Annotated in this window: 12 protein-coding genes; 4 read left to right on the top strand and 8 right to left on the bottom strand. The window is 63.5% G+C overall.

Annotation, left to right across the window (positions count from 1 at the left end; translation table 11 throughout):
- Positions 1-15: 15 nt before the first annotated feature.
- The gene (locus tag DES43_RS05205; protein ID WP_035022950.1) at positions 16-1,695 is read right to left on the bottom strand and encodes an electron transfer flavoprotein-ubiquinone oxidoreductase; all 1,680 of its coding nucleotides are present in this window, start codon (positions 1,693-1,695) and stop codon (positions 16-18) included.
- 253 nt (positions 1,696-1,948) lie between these two features.
- Between DES43_RS05205 and DES43_RS05210 the strand changes: the two genes are divergently transcribed.
- Both DES43_RS05210 and DES43_RS05215 read left to right on the top strand, forming a co-directional pair.
- A complete protein-coding gene (locus DES43_RS05210; protein ID WP_342585375.1) occupies positions 1,949-2,596 on the top strand; it encodes a hypothetical protein in 648 nt (215 codons plus the stop codon).
- Positions 2,597-2,632: 36 nt separating this feature from the next.
- Positions 2,633-3,487, top strand: a complete 855-nt coding sequence (locus tag DES43_RS05215; protein ID WP_035022952.1) for a uracil-DNA glycosylase — start codon at positions 2,633-2,635, stop codon at positions 3,485-3,487.
- A gap of 16 nt (positions 3,488-3,503) precedes the next feature.
- Here DES43_RS05215 and DES43_RS05220 read toward each other — a convergent pair whose 3' ends face one another.
- Entirely contained in the window at positions 3,504-4,454 is a 951-nt protein-coding gene (locus tag DES43_RS05220; protein ID WP_035022954.1) for a DMT family transporter, read from the bottom strand.
- A gap of 159 nt (positions 4,455-4,613) precedes the next feature.
- On the opposite strand from DES43_RS05220, the gene pepN reads away from it, so the two are divergent.
- A complete protein-coding gene (pepN, locus tag DES43_RS05225) occupies positions 4,614-7,247 on the top strand; it encodes an aminopeptidase N (RefSeq protein WP_035022956.1) in 2,634 nt (877 codons plus the stop codon).
- A 133-nt stretch (positions 7,248-7,380) separates the two neighbouring features.
- The gene (locus DES43_RS05230) at positions 7,381-9,690 is read left to right on the top strand and encodes a PAS domain-containing sensor histidine kinase (RefSeq protein WP_035022959.1); all 2,310 of its coding nucleotides are present in this window, start codon (positions 7,381-7,383) and stop codon (positions 9,688-9,690) included.
- Here the strand turns inward: DES43_RS05230 and DES43_RS05235 are convergent, their stop codons facing one another.
- The 6 genes from DES43_RS05235 to DES43_RS05260 form a co-directional block, all read right to left on the bottom strand.
- Complete coding sequence (locus DES43_RS05235) at positions 9,691-12,654, bottom strand: bifunctional [glutamine synthetase] adenylyltransferase/[glutamine synthetase]-adenylyl-L-tyrosine phosphorylase (RefSeq protein WP_035022962.1); 2,964 nt, start codon at positions 12,652-12,654, stop codon at positions 9,691-9,693. It abuts the gene before it with no gap.
- 5 nt (positions 12,655-12,659) lie between these two features.
- Positions 12,660-14,111, bottom strand: coding sequence for a sensor histidine kinase (locus tag DES43_RS05240; RefSeq protein WP_035022965.1), 1,452 nt, complete (start codon positions 14,109-14,111; stop codon positions 12,660-12,662).
- Between the two features lie 6 nt (positions 14,112-14,117).
- The gene (locus DES43_RS05245; protein ID WP_035023462.1) at positions 14,118-14,792 is read right to left on the bottom strand and encodes a response regulator transcription factor; all 675 of its coding nucleotides are present in this window, start codon (positions 14,790-14,792) and stop codon (positions 14,118-14,120) included.
- An 89-nt stretch (positions 14,793-14,881) separates the two neighbouring features.
- Positions 14,882-16,414 carry a Do family serine endopeptidase gene (locus tag DES43_RS05250; protein ID WP_051520355.1) on the bottom strand — a complete coding sequence of 511 codons (1,533 nt, stop codon included), beginning with the start codon at positions 16,412-16,414 and terminating at the stop codon, positions 14,882-14,884.
- 100 nt (positions 16,415-16,514) lie between these two features.
- A complete protein-coding gene (locus tag DES43_RS05255; protein WP_035022966.1) occupies positions 16,515-16,991 on the bottom strand; it encodes a cytochrome c-type biogenesis protein in 477 nt (158 codons plus the stop codon).
- The gene (locus DES43_RS05260; RefSeq protein ID WP_035022968.1) at positions 16,988-18,976 is read right to left on the bottom strand and encodes a heme lyase CcmF/NrfE family subunit; all 1,989 of its coding nucleotides are present in this window, start codon (positions 18,974-18,976) and stop codon (positions 16,988-16,990) included. Before DES43_RS05260 ends, DES43_RS05255 begins: the two co-directional genes overlap by 4 nt.

The following is an 18,976-nucleotide window of genomic DNA, read 5'->3' on the forward strand; positions in this document are numbered from 1 at the left end:
AAACCCCGCAATTCCTTACATGTTGGCGTAGACCGGGCCCTCGCCGCCTTGCGGCGGCACCCAGTTAATGTTCTGGTTCGGGTCCTTGATGTCGCAGGTCTTGCAGTGGACGCAGTTCTGCGCGTTGATGACGTAGCGTACATCCCTGGCGTTCGGATCGGACGCGGCGTTGCCATCGGCATCCACCCATTCATAGACGCCAGCCGGACAGTAGCGGGTCGACGGACCGGCAAAGACATCATGCTCGGACCGCTCCTGCAGGCCCATGTCCCTGACCTGAAGGTGAACCGGCTGGTCCTCCTCGTGGTTGGTGTTGGACAGGAAAACCGAAGACAGGCGGTCGAAGGTCAGAACACCGTCCGGCTTGGGATAATCGATCCTGCGGTGCTTCGATGCCGGCTCCAGCGAGGCGGCATCGGTCTTGCCGTGCTTCAGCGTGCCGAAGGGCGAAACGCCGAACAGCGTGTTCAGCCACATGTCGAACCCGCCGAGGCCGACACCGACCAGCGTGCCGAACCTGGACCACAGCGGCTTGACGTTGCGCACCCGCTTCAGGTCCTTGCCGATGTCGGAACCGCGCCAGGCCTGCTCATAGCTGACCAGATTGTCATTGGCGCGGCCGGCAGCGATGGCCTCCACCACATGCTCGGCCGCCATGATACCCGACAGCACCGCGTTGTGGGATCCCTTGATGCGCGGCACATTGACGAGGCCGGCCGAGCAGCCCATCAGCACACCGCCGGGGAACGACATCTTCGGCACCGACTGCCAGCCGCCCTCGGTGATGGCACGCGCGCCGTAACCGATACGCCTGGCCCCTTCGAAAGTGCCGCGAATGGCCGGATGCGTCTTGAAGCGCTGGAATTCCTCGAACGGCGACAGGTACGGATTCTTGTAGTTCAGATGGACGACGAAGCCGACCGCGACCAGATTGTCTTCCAGATGGTAGAGGAAGGAACCGCCACCGGTCTTCATGTCGAGGGGCCAGCCGAAAGAGTGCTGCACCAGGCCCTGCTTGTGGTTTTCGGGCTCGACCTGCCAGAGTTCCTTGAGGCCGATACCGAATTTGCCGGGCTCGCGGCCGGCGGCAAGATCGTACTTCTCGATGAGCTGTTTGGCGAGCGAGCCGCGCACTCCCTCACCGATCAGCACATATTTGCCCATCAGCGCCATGCCGGGGGCGAAGTTGGGACCGTGCGTCCCGTCCCGCTCCACGCCCATGTCGCCGGTATAGACGCCGGTTACCGCGCCCTCATCGTTGTAGATGAGACCCGCGACCGCGAAGCCCGGATAGATCTCGACGCCAAGCTCCTCCGCCTTGCCGGCCAGCCAGCGGCAGACATTGCCAAGAGAAACGATGTAGTTGCCGTGATTGCTCATCAGGGGCGGCATGAGGAAATTCGGCAGGCGGACCGAGCCGGCGGGGCCCAGAAGAAGGAAATGATCGTCGGTCACCGGCGTTTTGAAGGGATGATCCACCTCGTCACGCCAGCCCGGCAGCAATCGGTCGATGCCGATCGGATCGACAACCGCGCCCGACAGAATATGCGCGCCAACCTCGCCGCCCTTCTCCAGAACGACGACGGAAAGCTCGGGATTGACCTGTTTGAGGCGAATCGCCGCCGCCAGACCTGCCGGTCCGGCTCCGACGATCACCACGTCGAACTCCATGCTCTCGCGTTCCATATCGCTCATCAATCCCTCCGCATTGGCTTGCCGATACCTAGCTGGCTCCCGCGCTCCATAGCGCATCAGTCTGCGACGGGAAACCGGCAGAACACCGCCTCCGGCATTTTCCCTTGCCGCGTAAGGTCGCAGAAATTTACGTAAACGTAAACGTCAAAATTGTCGCTGACCGGGCGCTCCGTACGTCGCGTCCCGCCCTCGCCAACCTTTGCTGGCGCACAATTGAATATGCGCCGGGGCACGGATCGGCGATACTTGACGCATGCGCACCCGGGAATTGTCCTGCCTGCCGCCCGTTCGCCTGCCGAAGCCGCCCGGCAGGGGCTGGAAATTCGTGGTTTCGGCATTCGTTGCGGCGTTGCTCGCCGCCGCTCCGGGCTTTGCCGAGGAAGGCGATATGTGGCCTGCCGGACCCTACATGTTTTCGGACGAGCCCGGCCACTTCACGATCACCGCCGCCGGCGGCACGGGAACCCGCGACGATCCGATCGTTCTGATCGAGGAGTTCGTGTCGGCCACGCCGGCGACACTGACCATCCGCACCGCGATGCGTCGCATGCCACGCCTTCCCGGTGATGGCCAGCTCATGGTGCTGCATCTGCGCCTCGATATTCTCAACAACAGCGGCCATCCGTGGATCGAGTTCGAATTCGAGCTTCAGGAGATACCGGGGCGGCCAAGCGTCTTTGGCGATGGCCTTTCCTTCGACCAGCGCAACCGTTCGCCCGAGACAATCTCCTCCAGCGCATTCACCCGCTTCGATCGCTCATTCGAGCCATATGACAGGCTGCTTTTCTCCGGCGGGCAGGTAGACCCCCTGCATACGGTGTCCTTCCAGTTCGCGATCACCGATTTCACGCCGCGCTGGACATTCTATCTGGTGCAAGACCCGCGCATTCCCTCATCCTGACTTGAAAAAGGCCATCGATATGCCGATTGTGCCGGCATGAGCGCAGCCGCCCCCGATACCATCCCCGACATCCATGCCCTCCTCGCCTTCTATGCCGAGGCCGGGGTGGATGAAGCACTGGACGATGCCCCCATAAACCGCTTCGAGGAACGCGCCCCGCAGCCGGCCCAGCCTTCCCATCAGCATGAGGCGCGGCCCCAGGCACAGCGAAACGCTCCATCGCAACCGGCCGCACCACCGCCCGTCGCCCGCCCGGCTGCGCAGCCGGCGGCGGTACCGGACGGGCAGCAGATAGCGTTTGCCCGCGAGCTTGCCGCGAACGCTGCCACGCTGGACGAATTGCGCGAATGCATGGCCGGCTTCGACGGTTGCAATCTCAAGGCCACCGCCAAGAATCTGGTGTTTTCCGACGGCAATCCGGAAGCCGCTGTCATGTTAATTGGCGAAGCGCCGGGACGCGACGAGGATCTCGAAGGCAAGCCCTTCGTCGGCCGCTCCGGCCAGTTGCTCGACCGAATTCTGGACGCCATCGATCTGGACCGCAGCAAGGTCTACATCGCCAATGTGATTCCATGGCGGCCGCCGGGCAACCGTGCGCCAACCCCGCAGGAAACCGAGATCTGCCGCCCCTTCATCGAGCGGCAGATCGAGCTGGCCGGCCCGAAGGTGCTCGTTCATCTGGGCGGAGCTTCCGCCAAGACGCTGCTCAACACCACGGAAGGCATCCTGCGGCTGCGCGGCAACTGGCGTGTCTACACCGGTCCGTCCGGTGTCGAAATCCCGGCCATGCCAACGCTGCATCCGGCCTATCTGCTGCGCACGCCGGCGCACAAACGGCTTGCCTGGCGAGACTTCCTCGAAGTGAAAATGAAGCTGCGCGCGCTTTCCTGATGCGGGCGGGCTTGCCTCATCCCTGAGGGGGCGTGACCTTGCGCGCCCTTGCCCGCTCCAGCCCGAGCTGGCGCTCCCGGAATATGATGAACAGCCCGGCCGCCACGACGACCACACCGCCGGCAAGCATGTGGATGCCCGGCAGGTCGCTGAAGACCAGATAGCCGATGACGATGGCGAGGATGATCGAGGTGTATTCGAAGGGAGCGACCACCGAAATCTCGGCATGACGATAGGCAGCAGTCATGAAAAGCTGGGCAATGCCGCCGAAAATTCCGCTGGCGATCAACAATATCGCCTGATGAAGGTCGAGCGCCTCCCAGCCGAACGGCAAGGTGCCGAGGGAGATGATGCTTGCCATGAGCGAGAACCACAGCACGATGGTGGCGGTGCGCTCGCTGTCGACCAGATTGCGGACCAGAATGGCTGCCACCGCGGAGGTCGCAGCGCCAGTCAGCGCAGCCATCACCCCAAGAACCTGCTGGTCGTCCATGGCCGCCCCTGAGCGCAGCAGGGTAAGCTCAGGCCAGGAAATGATGACGACTCCGATCAGCCCTACGGCGACGGCGCCCCATCTGTAGATGCGGATGGGCTCCCCCAGAAACAGGGAGCTGAACACCACAACCATAAGCGGCTGCGCATAGTTCAGCGTGATCGCATCGGCCAACGGCAGCCGCGCCAGAGCAAAAAAGGTGAGCCCCATCGAACAGACGCCGACGAAACCCCGCGCCAGATGACCCAATGGCCTGCGGGTGGTGAAAGCCGTGCGCAACTCTCCCTTCCAGCCGAGGAAAAGCAGGATGGGCAGCATCGCAAAGAATGAGCGGAAGAAGACCACCTGCCCCGCCGGAAGCGCTCCGGCCGATTTGATCAGGGACGACATGGCCACGAAGATCACCACGGAAGTAATCTTCAGGCTGATTGCCGTAAGGGGTCTGCTGGAATGCTCAAGCGTTGGCGTATTCAATTGCCCTGCGTCCTCAGGCGATGTGAGAGTCTGATCCCCTGTCGTGGGCTTCCCGACGCAGGCGCCTATCATGTAAAGAACCCTTACCGGATTGTCTTGCGCCAAAGTGACGGCTCCGTCTGCCCATGAGAATCCGGTGGCGGAAGGAATGGAAAGCATATGCGTACAGATACCGGCCAGCTGTTCAGGCTCGAAGACTACCGGCCAAGCGACTATCTCATCCCGCAAATTCATCTCACGTTCCGGCTGGCACGCGACACGACGACCGTCGTTGCAGACCTGACCGTCGAACGCCGGGCCGGAACGGAGGCGTGCGCGCCGCTGGTGCTGGACGGAGACGGGCTGAAGCTGAAACGCATCGAGCTCGACGGATATGGCAATCCCGCCCATGAGGCGACATCCGGGAAACTCGTCCTGACGAACCTGCCGGAAGCACGCAGCTTTCGGCTGCTCATCGAGACCGAACTGGATCCGGATCGCAACAAGGCACTGATGGGGCTTTACCGCTCAAACGGCGTCTACTGCACCCAGTGCGAGCCGGAAGGCTTTCGCCGCATCACCTATTTCCTCGACAGGCCGGACATCCTGTCAGTCTACCATGTGCGCATCGAAGCCGCGAAGGCGGAGGCTCCTCTTCTGCTGTCCAACGGCAATCCGGTGGCGGGCGGGGAGCTTGGGGATGGCTGGCACTTCGCCGAATGGCACGATCCCCACCCCAAGCCTTCCTATCTGTTTGCGCTGGTGGCCGGCGATCTCGGCTGCCTGCGCGACAGCTTCACCACCATGAGCGGACGAACCGTGGAACTCGCCATCCATGTCGAGCACGGCAAGGAGAAGCTCGCGGCCTACGCCATGGATGCGCTGAAGCGCTCGATGAAATGGGACGAGGACGCGTTCGGACGCGAATACGACCTAGACGTGTTCAACATCGTTGCCGTCTCCGATTTCAACATGGGCGCGATGGAGAACAAGGGCCTCAACATCTTCAACGACAAATATGTGCTGGCCGACGAAGCGACCGCGACGGACACCGATTTCGCCAATATCGAGGCGATCATCGCGCATGAGTATTTCCATAATTGGACAGGCAATAGAATCACTTGCCGTGACTGGTTCCAGCTCTGCCTCAAGGAAGGACTGACCGTTTTCCGCGACCACGAGTTTTCGGCGGACCAGCGCTCGCGCGGAGTGAAGCGCATCGCGGAGGTGCGCACGCTGCGCGCGCTTCAGTTCCCGGAGGATCAGGGACCCCTCGCCCATCCGGTGCGTCCGCGCCGCTATCGCGAGATCAATAATTTCTACACGGCGACCGTCTACGAAAAGGGTTCGGAAGTGGTGCGCATGCTGCGCACAATCCTGGGGGCAGAGACCTTCCGCTCCGGCATGGAACTCTACTTCGAGCGTCACGACGGGCAAGCCTGTACCATCGAGGACTTCCTGAAAGTGTTCGAGGATGCGTCGGGACGCGATCTTTCGCAGTTCGGCCTCTGGTATAACCAGTCCGGAACGCCGAACCTGACCATCAAAGCGAGCTATGAGGCCGGCACTCTTACCCTCGACATAGAACAGTCCGTGCCGCCGACACCGTCGGAAAGCCGCAAACGCGCCATGCACATTCCGCTGGCTTTCGGTCTGATCGGCAGCGACGGCAAGGAAACCGGATTCACCGCGGCCGAAGGCGCAACGGTCGAAAACGGTGTCATCCATGTGCGCAAGCGCAGCCACAAGCTGCGCTTTCACGGTGTGCCCGAACGTCCGGTGCTGTCGCTCAACCGCGGCTTTTCCGCTCCGGTCACCCTTGCCATCGAGCAGCGTCCCGAGGACCTTGCCTTCCTGGTCGGCCATGACAGCGATCCGTTCGGACGCTGGCAGGCCTTCAACACGCTGCTGACCGATGCCCTGATTGCCGGGTATCGCCTTCTGCTGGGTGGAAAAGAGGCAAACTATCAGAAGGATATCGCGAAACTCGCAGGCAGGATCGCAACAGACGCAACCCTTGAGCCGGCCTATCGCGCGCTCGCGCTGACGCTGCCTTCGGAAGCCGACATCGCCCGCGACATCGGCAGGGATATCGACCCCGACGCCGTGCTCGCTGCCCGCAGCACGCTGTCCGCGTTCATTGCCGCAGCCAATCGCGAGCCGTTCGGGAAGCTTTACGAGGAGCTGGAGGATCGGGGGCCTTTCCGCCCCGATGCCGCCAGCGCGGGGCGTCGTGCCTTGCGCAACGTGGTGCTCGGCTACCTTGCCCGCCTCGAAGGCGGCGCCGACATCGCGGAACGGCACTACCGCACCGCCACCAATATGACGGACCTGATCGCCGGTCTGGGAACGCTGGCGCACGAACACGCCGGATCGCCCCGGACCGATGCAGCGCTTGCCGACTTCGCGGCCCGCCACGCAACGATGCCGCTTGCGATGGACAAATGGTTCCAGATCCAGTCGACCACCCCCGGCACGAAGGCACTGGAGACGGTGCGCGCCCTGATGCGGCATCCGGCGTTCCACATCGACAATCCCAACCGGGTCCGGGCGTTGCTCGGCACCTTTTCCACCGGCAACCAGACCGGCTTCCATCGGGCGGACGGAACTGCCTATGCTTTCTTTGCCGACGCTCTCCTGGAGATCGATGGCGGCAATCCGCAACTTTCGGCCCGGCTCGCCACGGCCTTCCGCTCATGGCGCTCGCTGGAGCCGGCACGGCAGGAAAAAGCACGGCAGGCCCTGGTTTCGATTGCCGGTGCAAACAGCGTTTCCGTCGATCTGCGTGACATCGTGGAGCGCTCCCTGGCCTGACAAAAATCGCCGTCCGGACATCTTTTTTCGCCGCGCCACTGGACAAGGCGAATCACGTTTGATTCTTTAGGGACGATTCGGATGTGTGGCGTAGCCGGATCTTCAAACGGGACATAGTGGGGAGTGCCATTTCATGGCGAAGGCGGACGCGTTCAGCGCGCCCGGTGGGATTTCTGTTGACCGGCGCCCGAGCGGCCTTGCCGGCAACGCGAAGCTCATCGCCCAGCCTGCCTACCAGAAGCTGGTGGCAGCCGAGCCCTTCCTGCGCCGCCTGATCCCGGTTCTGATCGTCATCTTCCTGCTGGTCGTCGCCGGTCTGCACTTCATCTCGCTCATGAACTGGCGCGACGATGTCGAGCGCAATGCCAGATCGGCGCTGGCGCTGGCTGCCGGCCAGCTCATCGAGGCCGACGTGGCAGCCAGCAGCCCGCAGGAACTTCTGGAGCAGGTGAGCCGCACCGCTGCCCTTTCCAGAGGCCATGTGCTTGCCTTCACCAACGAGAAATTCGTCGTTTCGGCCGTCACGCCGCGCTCCACCCGCTGGTACGGCCGGGCGCTGGACGAGATCGTCTCGGGCGGCCAGCCCCTGTTCCTGTTCGGCGAGAAGGCCGGCGTGATCCCGGTCAGGATCGGCGCGGACGACTGGTATGCCGCAATCGCCACCGATCGCGAGACCGGCCGCGCCGCTGCGGCGCTGATCCCGCAGGATGCGGTCTACGCCCAGTGGCGCAGGACCGTTTCGCTCAACGTCTCCCTGTTCGTGCTGACGGCCAGCGTCCTGATCGTCATCCTCTACGCCTATTTCAGCCAGGCGGCGCGCGCGCAGGCGGCGGACCGCGTCTATCTCGAAGGCCAGCAGCGCATCGACATGGCGCTGGTGCGCGGCCGCTGCGGCCTGTGGGACTGGGACATGGTGCGCGGCAAGATGTACTGGTCTCCGTCCATGTACGACATGCTCGGCTACGAGCCCTGCGACGCCATGCTCTCCTTCGGCGAGGTGGACCGCATCATCCACCCCGACGACGGCAATCTGTTCGAGATCGCCAACCGGGTGATGGCCCGCGAGATCGACCAGATCGACCGGGTGTTCCGCATGCGTCATGCCAGCGGCCTGTGGGTATGGATGCGCGTGCGCGCGCAGGTGGTCGATCCCGATGCCGCCGAGATACAGCTTATCGGCATCTCGATGGACGTGACGGAGCAGCGCCACCTTGCCCTGCGCTCGGAAGCGGCGGACCTGAGGCTGCGCACGGCGATCGAGAACATTACCGAGTCCTTCGTGCTGTGGGACGCCTCGGACCGGCTGGTGATGTGCAACTCCAAGTTCCAGCAGGACAACGGCCTGTCCGACGACGACGTGGTGCCGGGCGCACCGCGCGCCGTTCTGGAAGACCGCATGCAGGCTTTCGCCTCCGAGCGCCGGCTGGCCAACGCCAACGGTCCCCGTGGAGGCGTCACCTATGAGCGTCAGCTGGCGGACGGGCGCTGGCTTCAGGTCAACGAACTCAAGACCCGTGACGGAGGCACGGTGGCTGTCGGTTCCGACATCACCCAGATCCGGCAGCATCAGGACAAGCTGCTCGACAGCGAACGGCGGCTGATGGCAACCATCCACGACCTCAGCCTCGCCCGCCGCGCCGACGAACAGAAGGCGCAGGAGCTGGCCGAACTCAACCGCAAATACATGAAGGAGAAGGAACGCGCCGAGGCCGCCAACCAGGCCAAATCCGAATTCCTGGCCAACATGTCGCACGAGCTGCGCACGCCGCTCAACGCCATCATCGGCTTTTCCGAACTGATGTCGCAGAAGCTGTTCGGGCCGCTGGGCAGCGAACGCTACGAGGAATATGCCAACGATATCAATTCCAGCGGCACCTATCTCCTCGGCGTCATCAACGACATTCTCGACATGTCGAAGATCGAGGCCGGCCAATTCTCGATGGAGCGCGAGGAGATCGATCTCTGCCCGCTGATCCGCGAGACAGTGCGTGTGGTTTCGTTGCAGGCGGCCGAAAAGAACATCACGGTCGAGACCAACATCGCCGAAACGCTGAAGCTCTACGCCGACCGCAGGGCGATCAAGCAGATCGTGCTCAACCTCCTGTCCAACGCGGTGAAGTTCACCGGCAAGGGCGGACGCATCTCGGTGCGCGCCCGCAACGCTTCCGGCGCGATGATCCTGTCGTTCGAGGACAATGGCTGCGGCATTCCCAAACATGCGCTGAAGAAGCTCGGCCGGCCCTTCGAACAGGTGCAGAACCAGTTCTCCAAGAACCACACCGGCTCTGGGCTCGGCCTGGCCATTTCGCGTTCTCTGGCGGAATTGCACGGGGGGGCACTCAAGATCCGCTCGACCGAGGGCACCGGCACCATCGTGTCGATCCGGATTCCCTCATCCATAAAGAAGAGGCCGCTGAGCCAGCCGATCAAGGTCGCCGCCTGACTATTTCGCCTTTCCACGCAAGATGCGACCGAAGCAGCGGCGCACCCCGGCTTCCGTATCGATCAGCGCAGCCTCCAGCACCGAAAAATCGGGCATATCGGTCACGGCCAGAAGAAGGTCGGACAGACCGGGCGGCACATCGTCCCTGTCGAACGATCCCGTCAGGCAAAGCCGCGTGATCTGGGTGATGGCAGCATAGAGCGAATAAGCCCGAACCAGCTCCTCGCGCATGCCTGCATCCGCATAATCCGGCGCAAGTCCCGCCAGAACATCGGCTGTCGCGGTGGTGCCGGGCTTGCCGTTGAAGCTGCCGGTCAGGACCGCGACCTGCGCGATGAACTCGAGGTCGATCAGCCCGCCCGGAGCGAGCTTGATGTCCCACAGGTCGCGCGGCGGCTTCTCCTCCTCGATCAGCTTGCGCATGTCGGAAGCCTCGCGGCGCACCCTGGCCGCATCGCGCGGCTGGGCGAGGATGGCGGCGATCTCGCCGGCGATTTCGGTACAAAGTTCCCGGTCGCCCGCGACGGGGCGCGCGCGCGTCAGCGCCATCTGTTCCCACACCCACGCATCCTGCCGCTGATATTTGCGAAAGGCATCCATGTGGGTCGCGACCGGCCCCTTGTTGCCGGAGGGGCGCAGGCGCAGGTCCAGTTCGTAAAGCACGCCCTCGGCCGTGGGAGCCGACACCGCCGCGATCAGGCGCTGGGTCAGGCGGCTGTAGTAGTGGGCGGGCGCCAGAGGCTTTTCGCCGTCCGATTCATCCGCGTCCGGATCGTGGTCGTAGAGCAGGATGAGGTCGACATCCGAGCCGGCGGTCAATTCCTGGCTGCCCAGCTTGCCCATGCCGAGCAGGGCCACGCGCGCGCCGGGAATGCGGCCATGCCGGATTGCGAACCCGGCCGTCACGGCATCGAGCGCCGCACCTATGGTAAGGTCGGCAAGATGCGAGAAGGCCCTGCCCGCCTTGCGCGCATCGATGGAGCCGGCCAGCAGGCGCACGCCGATGAGGAATTTCTGCTCGGCCGCGAAGATGCGCAGCCGGTCCAGAACCTCCTCATAGGGCCGGTCGCCTTCGAGGAAGGCCGAAAGCCGGGCCTCCAGATAGGCCCGATCCGGCAATTCGCTGAGCAAGGCAGGGTCGAGCAGCCCGTCGAAGACGTGCGGACGGCGCGTGATGACGGCGGCCAGCCGGGGGGCCGCCCCCATGATGGTCGCCATCAGGCGCAGCAATGCGGTATTGGATTGCAGCAGGGAAAAGAGCTGGACGCCAGCAGGCAGGCCCGACAGGAATTCGTCGAAGCGCATCAGCGCCTCGTCGGCGCGGCGGGTCTTGCCGAAGGCTTCGAGCAGCGCCGGGGTCAGTTCCGTAAGCCGCTCGCGCGCTTCTGCCGAACGCGTCGCCCGATAGCGGCCGAAATGCCAGGCGCGGATGACCCGGCAGATGTCGCTCGGGCGCTGGAAACCGAGATTGTGCAGCGTCTGCAAAGTGTCGGGGTCATCGACATCGCCGGTGAAGACCAGATTGCCCATGCCGGCCGAAAGCTCGGGCGCCGCCTCGAACAGGGCCGCATAGTGGCCTTCCACCTCCACCAGCGATTCGCGGATGGCTTTTGAAAAAGCATCCGCATCGGCGAAGCCGAGCAGATGCGCGATGCGTTCCAGCCCTTCGTCGTCTTCCGGCAGAATGTGGGTCTGCTCGTCGGCGACCATCTGCACGGCATGTTCGACACGGCGCAGGAACCAGTACTGGCGGATGAGCGCGTCGCGTGCCTCGGCCGTGATCCAGCCATTTCCGGCAAGCTGGCCAAGCATTTCCACCGTCTCGCGGCCGCGAAGCTCGGGGAAGCGGCCACCGGCGATGAGCTGCTGGGTCTGGACGAAGAACTCGATCTCGCGGATGCCGCCCCGGCCAAGCTTGACGTTGTGCCCCTTTACCGCGATCTCGCCATGCCCCTTGTGGGCATGGATCTGGCGCTTGATGGAATGGACGTCGGCAATGGCCGCATAGTCCATATATTTGCGCCAGACATAAGGACGCAGTTCCTTCAGGAAGGCATCACCCGCCTCGATGTCGCCCGCCAGCGGCCGGGCCTTGATCATGGCGGCACGCTCCCAGTTCTGGCCGCGTGCCTCATAGTAGTTCAGGGCCGCCCCTACGGGGATAGCCAGCGGGGTCGAGCCGGGGTCCGGACGCAGGCGCAAATCGGTGCGGAATACATAACCATGCTCGGTGCGGTCCTGCATGATGCGTACCAGCCGGCGGGCAAGGCGCGAAAAGACGTCCGTCGCCTCCATCGGATCGCCCGACACGGCCCTGGGATCGAAGAAGAGAATGAGATCGATGTCCGACGAGAAATTGAGCTCGTACGCACCGAGCTTTCCCATGCCAAGCACGATCAACCCGCTGTCACGGGCTGGATCTCCGGGATGCGGCAGATTGAGCTTGCCCTGCCGCGCGAGGTCGGCCAGCAGGAAAGCGGTGGCGGCACGAACGCAGGCTTCGGCCAACAGGCTCAGGCGCCGGACGGTCGCCTGCGTATCCGCCTCGCCCGCCAGATCGGCGAGAGCGATGAGGAAATGCGCTTCCGTCTTGAGCAGCCGCAGCCGCTTCATCAGTTCGGCTTCGGAAACGCCGTCACCTTTCCAGCTGACATCGATTTCGGAACCAATCGCATCGAGCCGTTCCGCGACGGTCCCGTCGAAGAGCGCATCGAGCATTTGCGGACGGCGGCGCGCCAGATCGCGCAGGAAGGGCGACAGATCGAAGACTGCGGCAAGGAAGCGGCGGGCATCGCTGTCCTTGGCAAGCAGTTTCGCCACCCGCGGCAACTCCCGCTCCGATGCACTGTCGGCGATGTCGGCAAGCACGGAATCCGCATGGCCCGCATCGAGCGGCCGGAGTTGAAATGCGGGCCGCAGCAGCCACCCGGTTACGGCGCGTTCCGCCGCGATGCTTGAAGCCATAGGGGTCAGGACCTGTCCTTGTCGGGAAACACCATGACCACGGATAATCCGGGATCGGCGGGCAAAAGATCAAGCCTGCCGCCGTGAAATTTCATCACCGCGCCGGCGAGGCTGAGACCAAGCCCCGAACCCGGTTGCGAACGGCTCTTTTCCAGCCGCACGAAACGCTCGGTGGCGCGGGCGCGATCCTGCTCGTCGGGAATGCCGTGGCCGTTATCGGTCACGGACAGGCGGATTTCCGCACCCTCCCGCTCCAGCCGGACACGCACGCGCGGCTCACCGGTCGCATCCGCCGAATATTTGATGGCGTTGTCGACGATGTTGGACAGCGCCTGTCCGATGAGTTCGCGATTGCCGTCGATGATCACCGATTGCGAGGGTTCCGCCTCCAGCACGACGCCGCTGTCTTCTGCCAGAGGTTCGTACAGTTCGACAACGTCGCGGACGGCCTCCGCAAGATCGACCCCGGCCATGCTCTCGGCCGAGTAGCCCGCCTCCAGCCGGGAAATCATCAAAATCGCGTTGAAGGTTTTGATGAGCTGATCCGATTCGGCAATGGTGGCTTCGAGCGCGGCACGGTAGTCGGCGGTTTTATGCTTTCCGGCCAGCGTCGCCTCGGCGCGGTTGCGGATGCGCGTCAGCGGCGTCTTGAGGTCGTGGGCAATGTTGTCGGAAACCTGCTTGAGCCCCTCGTTCAGCGTGTCGATGCGCGCCAGCATGGCGTTGAGGTTTTCCGAAAGACGATCGAACTCGTCGCCAGCACCGGTCGTTGGCAGGCGGCCGGACAGATCGCCCCCCATGATGCGGCGGCTGGCCGCGGAAATGGCGTCTATGCGCTTCAGCGCGGCCCGACCGACGAAGAACCAGATGACAATGCCGCCCAGCCCCATCATGCCCAGCGCCAGCATCAGCGAACGGTTGACCACCTCGCGTAACCGCTGCGGCTCGCCCATATCGCGCCCCACCAGCAGGATCATCTGATTTGGAAGACGCAGGACCAGCGCCAGCGCGTCATGCCTGCGCAGTTGCGTGCGCTGCGTCTCGTTCTGCGCGCCCTCGCTCCGCTGACGCTCGGCCTCGCTCTCGCCATAGCGGCGATAGTAGAAGGGTCGCGTCGTCCAGCCCTCTGTCTCCAGCACGCCAGGTTCGAGGCTTTCCACATTTCCTGTAAGAATCTGGCCATTGATATCTGCAAGCAGGTAGAGATTGGCTCCCGGCTGGCGGGAGCGCTGCTCGACCACGCGCACCAGCGTGGGCAGCCCGCCACGCTGGTAGGCGCGCCCAAGGCTGAGAACCTCATCGTTGATCGTTTCCTGTGTCTGCGTCGCCAGCATGCGCAGGGAAAGCGAGGTCATGTAGAAGACCAGAAGGATGGCGCACAATGCAAACAAGAGCATAAAGAGCGCAGACAGCCGCGCCGCCGTCGTCTTCATGATCGGTGGCAGGGAAAGCGCCATCGGCACTCAGCCGTGCCTGAGCATGTAGCCGGCCCCGCGCACCGTGTGCAGGATCGCCTTGTCGAAACCCTTCTCGATCTTGCCGCGCAGACGCGAGACATGCACGTCGATGACATTGGTCTGCGGATCGAAATGATAATCCCAGACATTTTCAAGCAGCATGGTGCGGGTGACCACCTGCCCGGCGTGCCGCATGAGATATTCGAGCAGGCGAAACTCGCGCGGCTGCAAGGTGATTTCCTGGCCGGCGCGTTTCACCGAATGGGACAAACGATCAAGCTCGAGATCGCCGACACGGTAGACGGTCTCGCTTTCGCGGCTGCCGGCACGCCGGTTCAGCACCTCGATGCGAGCCAGAAGCTCCGAGAAGGCATAGGGTTTGGTGAGATAATCGTCGCCGCCGGCGCGCAGGCCGGTCACACGGTCGTCAACCTCGCCCAAAGCCGAAAGGATAAGGACGGGCGTCGTATTGCCACGCGAACGCAGGCTGGCAATGACCGAAAGACCGTCACGGCGCGGCAACATGCGGTCCACCACCATGACATCGTAGTCGCCCGCATCGGCAAGCGCGAAGCCGGTTTCGCCGTCGCCGGCTACATGGGCAGTGTGGCCGGCCTCGGAAAAGGCTTTTTCCAGATAGTCCGCAGCCTCGCGGTCATCTTCAATGACAAGAATCTTCATCGCATCACTATAGGTGATTCCGGCAACCGCGCCTGAATGTAAAAGAATGAAGCCGGCCGCCTTCACAGAGCGGCGGCCGGCTTGTTCCATCAACCCTGATTTATAGGCAGGGCCACGAAGCGGTTCGCGGAGTCACGGCTGATCTGGACCAGAACCGACTTGCGGCCGGCCTTGGCGGCCTTGTCCATGGCGTCGGTAACGTCCTTGACGCTGGCCACCTCCTCGGAGTTCACGGCCGTGATGACATCGCCCGTCTGGATGCCGCGATCGGCGGCATCGCTATCGGGATCGACACCCGTGACCACGAGGCCCTTGCCATCATCCGCCGTGGTGACGGTCAATCCCAGATCGGTCAGCGTATCGGTGGACGAAGGCGCGGAATCGCCGGGGGCGGCAGATGCCTGCGTGCTGCTGCCGGGCAGCTTGCCGAGTTCGACCTTGACGCTCTCGGACTTTCCACCCCGCCACACGGTCATATCCACCGTAGTACCCGGAGCATAGCCTGCGATGACACGCGCCAGATCGCGGGAAGACGAAATGTCCTTGCCATCCACCTGCATGATCACGTCGCCGGATACGATGCCCGCCTTTTTGGCCGGGCTCTCGTCCTGCGTATTGGCGACGATGGCGCCCTTGTCCGCCTTCAGGCCGAGCGATTCGGCGATTTCCTTCGTCACCGGCTGGATTTCAACGCCGAGCCAGCCACGAGCGACCGAGCCATCCCGGATAAGCCCCTCGACCACCTGCTTGGCCGTGGAAGCGGGAATGGCGAAGGCGATGCCGACATTGCCGCCGGAGGGGGAGAAGATGGCGGTATTGATGCCCACGACCTGACCGTTGAGGTCGAATGCCGGGCCACCGGAATTGCCGCGATTGACGGCGGCATCGATCTGGATGAAGTCGTCATAGGGACCGGCACCGATGTCGCGGCCGCGTGCCGAAACGATGCCGGCGGTAACCGTACCGCCGAGGCCGAACGGATTGCCGACGGCGACCACCCAGTCACCGACGCGCACCTTCGCGTCATCGGCGAAATCCACATAGGTGAATTTGGTGCCGCTATCGACTTTCAGCACCGCGAGATCGGTGCGCTCGTCCTTGCCGACAAGCCTGGCGTCCAGTTCCTTGCCGTCATTGGTGACGATGGTGAACTCCGTGCCATTATCGACAACGTGGTTGTTGGTCACCACATAGCCGTCCTCGGAGATGAAGAAGCCGGACCCCTGCGCCACGGGACGCGGCCTGGCTGGGCCACGGCGCTCGGCGCGCGGACCGCCATTGCGGTCTTCGAAGCCACGGAATTCGCGGAAGAAGCGGCGCATGGGGTGATCGGGGGGAAGATTGCCGAAGCCTTCGTCGGGAAAGCCGAAGCCAGGGGCGCCGTCCGCCGTCTGGTCAACCCTGGCCTTGACGCGAACGCTGACGACTGCCGGCGTCACATTGGACACCACATCGGCGAAACTGGGAACCTGCGGGGCTTCGACGCGAACGGCCTCGGCCAGCACCGGCACGGTGCCTGCGGTTATTCCCGTGAAACCGACGGCGCCGGCAATGGCGAGCGAGGCGGCGGCAGCGGCAAGCCCCCTGCTCCGGCGGGAAACGATTCTGGAGGTGCTGGTCATCGATCTCGATCCTTCTTGCACGGAATGTCTCATGAACATCATCGCAGGCAGAGATAGGACGCCGGACCTTACTGCGCCATTTCCGGTTGATGAAACTTTGTTAATGTTGAGAAGTCTGGTCGCGTTTCAACAGCTCGTCGAGAGCAGCACGCTCTTCGTCCGTCAGCTTCGCGACCTCGGCCGGACGTTTGCGCCTCGATGCAAGGAAAACGAAGGCCCCTCCGGCCAGAAGCAACACAAAAGGCGCGCTCCACAGCAACACGGTCCGCGCATTGAGACGCGGCTTCAGCAGTACGAACTCACCGTAGCGGGAAACGACGAAGTCGATGACCTGCTGGTCGGTGTCGCCGGCTTCGATGCGCTCGCGCACAAGCACGCGCAGGTCTCGGGCCAGATCGGCGTCGGAATCGTCTATGGACTGGTTCTGGCACACGAGGCAGCGCAGACCGGCAGAGATGCCGCGCGCGCGCTGTTCCAGCGCCGGGTCGTCCAGCACTTCATCGGGCGTTACCGCACGCGCAGCCGGCGCGGCAAACAAACCGATGCACAGCAACGCGAGGGCAAGGCGGCGAATCATGCGGCCTCCACGGCAGGTTTCACCGCGCCCTTCCTAGAACGGCGCGCCGGCGCACCGACTCTCAACCGCCGGTCGAGCAATGAAAGGGTGCCGCCCGCCATCATCACCAGACCGCCTCCCCAGATCAGTGTCACGAACGGCTTCCACCACAGGCGCACGACAAGCCCGCTCTCCGTCGTCTCGCCGATGGAGATGTAAAGCTGGCTGAAGCCCAGCGTGGCGATGCCCGCTTCGGTGGTGTTCATCTGGCGCACGGGGTAGAAGCGGCGCGAGGACCAGATTTCGCGCCTGACCTCGCCGGCAGGACCGAGCAATGAGAAATGCGCGCGCTCGTCGTTGTAGTTCGGCCCCTGAACGGGCACCACATTATCGAAACGCACCCGCTTGCCGGAAAGTTCGGTGATCTGCTCCGGCTTCATCGTCAGCACGCTTTCGGTGCCGAAGCAGATTGCGCCTACCAGACCCAGAACGGTCAGGCCGAGACCGAGATGTGCAAGCGCCGTACCGAAAACCGAGCGCGGCAGGCCGATGAAGCGCCGCCAGGCGACGGATGGCTCCACATTGCCGAGGCCCGCCTTGACCGCAAGGTCCGTCAGCGCGCCGATCATCAGCCAGATGGCGAGCCCAACCCCGAGGGCGGCGATTGCAGACGACCCGTCGATCAGGAAGGCCGTCACCAGCACAGCCGCAAGCGCGGCGGCGAAGGCGAACATCAGCCGCTGGGCGGCGGCCAGCGCATCGCCGCGCTTCCATGCCAGCAGCGGTCCGAAAGGCACGAGGACGAGCAGCGGCACCATCAGCGGAATGAAGGTGAGATTGAAGAAGGGAGGCCCGACCGAAATCTTGTCGCCGGAAAGCGCCTCGACGAGCAGAGGATAGAGCGTACCGATAAAAACCGTCGCGGTTGCGGTCGTCAGGAACAGGTTGTTCAACACCAGCGCGCCTTCGCGCGAGATCGGCTGGAACAGGCCGCCCTGCGTCAACGATGAGGCACGCAACGCAAACAGCGCCAGCGAGCCGCCGATGAACAGCATGAGAATGCACAGGATGAAGACGCCGCGCGACGGGTCGGCGGCGAAGGCGTGAACGGAGGTGAGAACCCCCGAGCGTACGAGGAAGGTGCCGAGCAGCGACAGCGAGAAGGTGAGGATCGCCAGAAGCAGCGTCCATATTTTCAGCGCCGACCGCTTTTCCATGACAATGGCCGAATGCAGCAACGCGGTGCCCGCCAGCCAGGGCATGAAGGAGGCGTTTTCCACCGGATCCCAGAACCAGAAGCCGCCCCAGCCCAGTTCATAATAGGCCCAGTACGATCCCATGGCGATGCCGCCAGTCAGGAACACCCACGCAACCAGCGTCCATGGCCGCACCCAGCGCGCCCATGCCGCATCGATGCGGCCCTCGATCAGCGCGGCGACGGAAAAGGCAAAAGAAACCGAAAAGCCGACATAGCCGAGGTAAAGCAGCGGCGGGTGGATGGCGAGTCCGATATCCTGAAGGATCGGGTTGAGGTCCCTGCCCTCGACCGGCGCGGGAGAAAGGCGCGTGAACGGATTCGAGGTGATCAGGATGAAGAGGAAGAAGGCCACACCGACCGAACCTTGCACGGCCAGAACGGTCGCCCTCAGCGTTGTCGGCAGATTTCTGCCGAAGATGGCCACAAGCGCCCCGAAGAACGTCAGGATGAAAACCCATAAAAGCATGGAGCCTTCGTGGTTTCCCCATACGCCGGTGATCTTGTAGAGCATCGGTTTCAGAGAGTGGGAATTCTCCCACACATTCTGAAGCGAAAAGTCCGAGCGGGCGTAGGCCATGGTCAATATGGCAAAGGACAATGCCGTGAAGACGAAACCGGCCAGTGTGACAGGTCCGGCCACAGCCATCATGCGCTCGTCGCGAAGACGCGCGCCGATCAGCGGAACCGTCATCTGCACCAGCCCCAGGGCCAGGGCCAGAACGAGAGCGAAGTGACCGATCTCAACCAT

The organism is Aquamicrobium defluvii (assembly GCF_004363725.1).
In the GTDB taxonomy this organism is placed as follows: Bacteria; Pseudomonadota; Alphaproteobacteria; order Rhizobiales; family Rhizobiaceae; genus Mesorhizobium; species Mesorhizobium defluvii.

Excerpts from the sequence above, each read along its gene's own strand:
- DES43_RS05255 (WP_035022966.1), bottom strand. The coding sequence starts at position 16,991 with ATGATTCGCCGCCTTGCCCTCGCGTTGCTGTGCATCGGTTTGTTTGCC.
- DES43_RS05245 (WP_035023462.1), bottom strand. The coding sequence starts at position 14,792 with ATGAAGATTCTTGTCATTGAAGATGACCGCGAGGCTGCGGACTATCTG.
- DES43_RS05230 (WP_035022959.1), top strand. The coding sequence starts at position 7,381 with ATGGCGAAGGCGGACGCGTTCAGCGCGCCCGGTGGGATTTCTGTTGAC.
- DES43_RS05215 (WP_035022952.1), top strand. The coding sequence starts at position 2,633 with ATGAGCGCAGCCGCCCCCGATACCATCCCCGACATCCATGCCCTCCTC.
- pepN (WP_035022956.1), top strand. The coding sequence starts at position 4,614 with ATGCGTACAGATACCGGCCAGCTGTTCAGGCTCGAAGACTACCGGCCA.
- DES43_RS05250 (WP_051520355.1), bottom strand. The coding sequence starts at position 16,414 with ATGACCAGCACCTCCAGAATCGTTTCCCGCCGGAGCAGGGGGCTTGCC.
- DES43_RS05235 (WP_035022962.1), bottom strand. The coding sequence starts at position 12,654 with ATGGCTTCAAGCATCGCGGCGGAACGCGCCGTAACCGGGTGGCTGCTG.
- DES43_RS05260 (WP_035022968.1), bottom strand. The coding sequence starts at position 18,976 with ATGGTTGAGATCGGTCACTTCGCTCTCGTTCTGGCCCTGGCCCTGGGG.
- DES43_RS05205 (WP_035022950.1), bottom strand. The coding sequence starts at position 1,695 with ATGAGCGATATGGAACGCGAGAGCATGGAGTTCGACGTGGTGATCGTC.
- DES43_RS05240 (WP_035022965.1), bottom strand. The coding sequence starts at position 14,111 with ATGGCGCTTTCCCTGCCACCGATCATGAAGACGACGGCGGCGCGGCTG.
- DES43_RS05210 (WP_342585375.1), top strand. The coding sequence starts at position 1,949 with ATGCGCACCCGGGAATTGTCCTGCCTGCCGCCCGTTCGCCTGCCGAAG.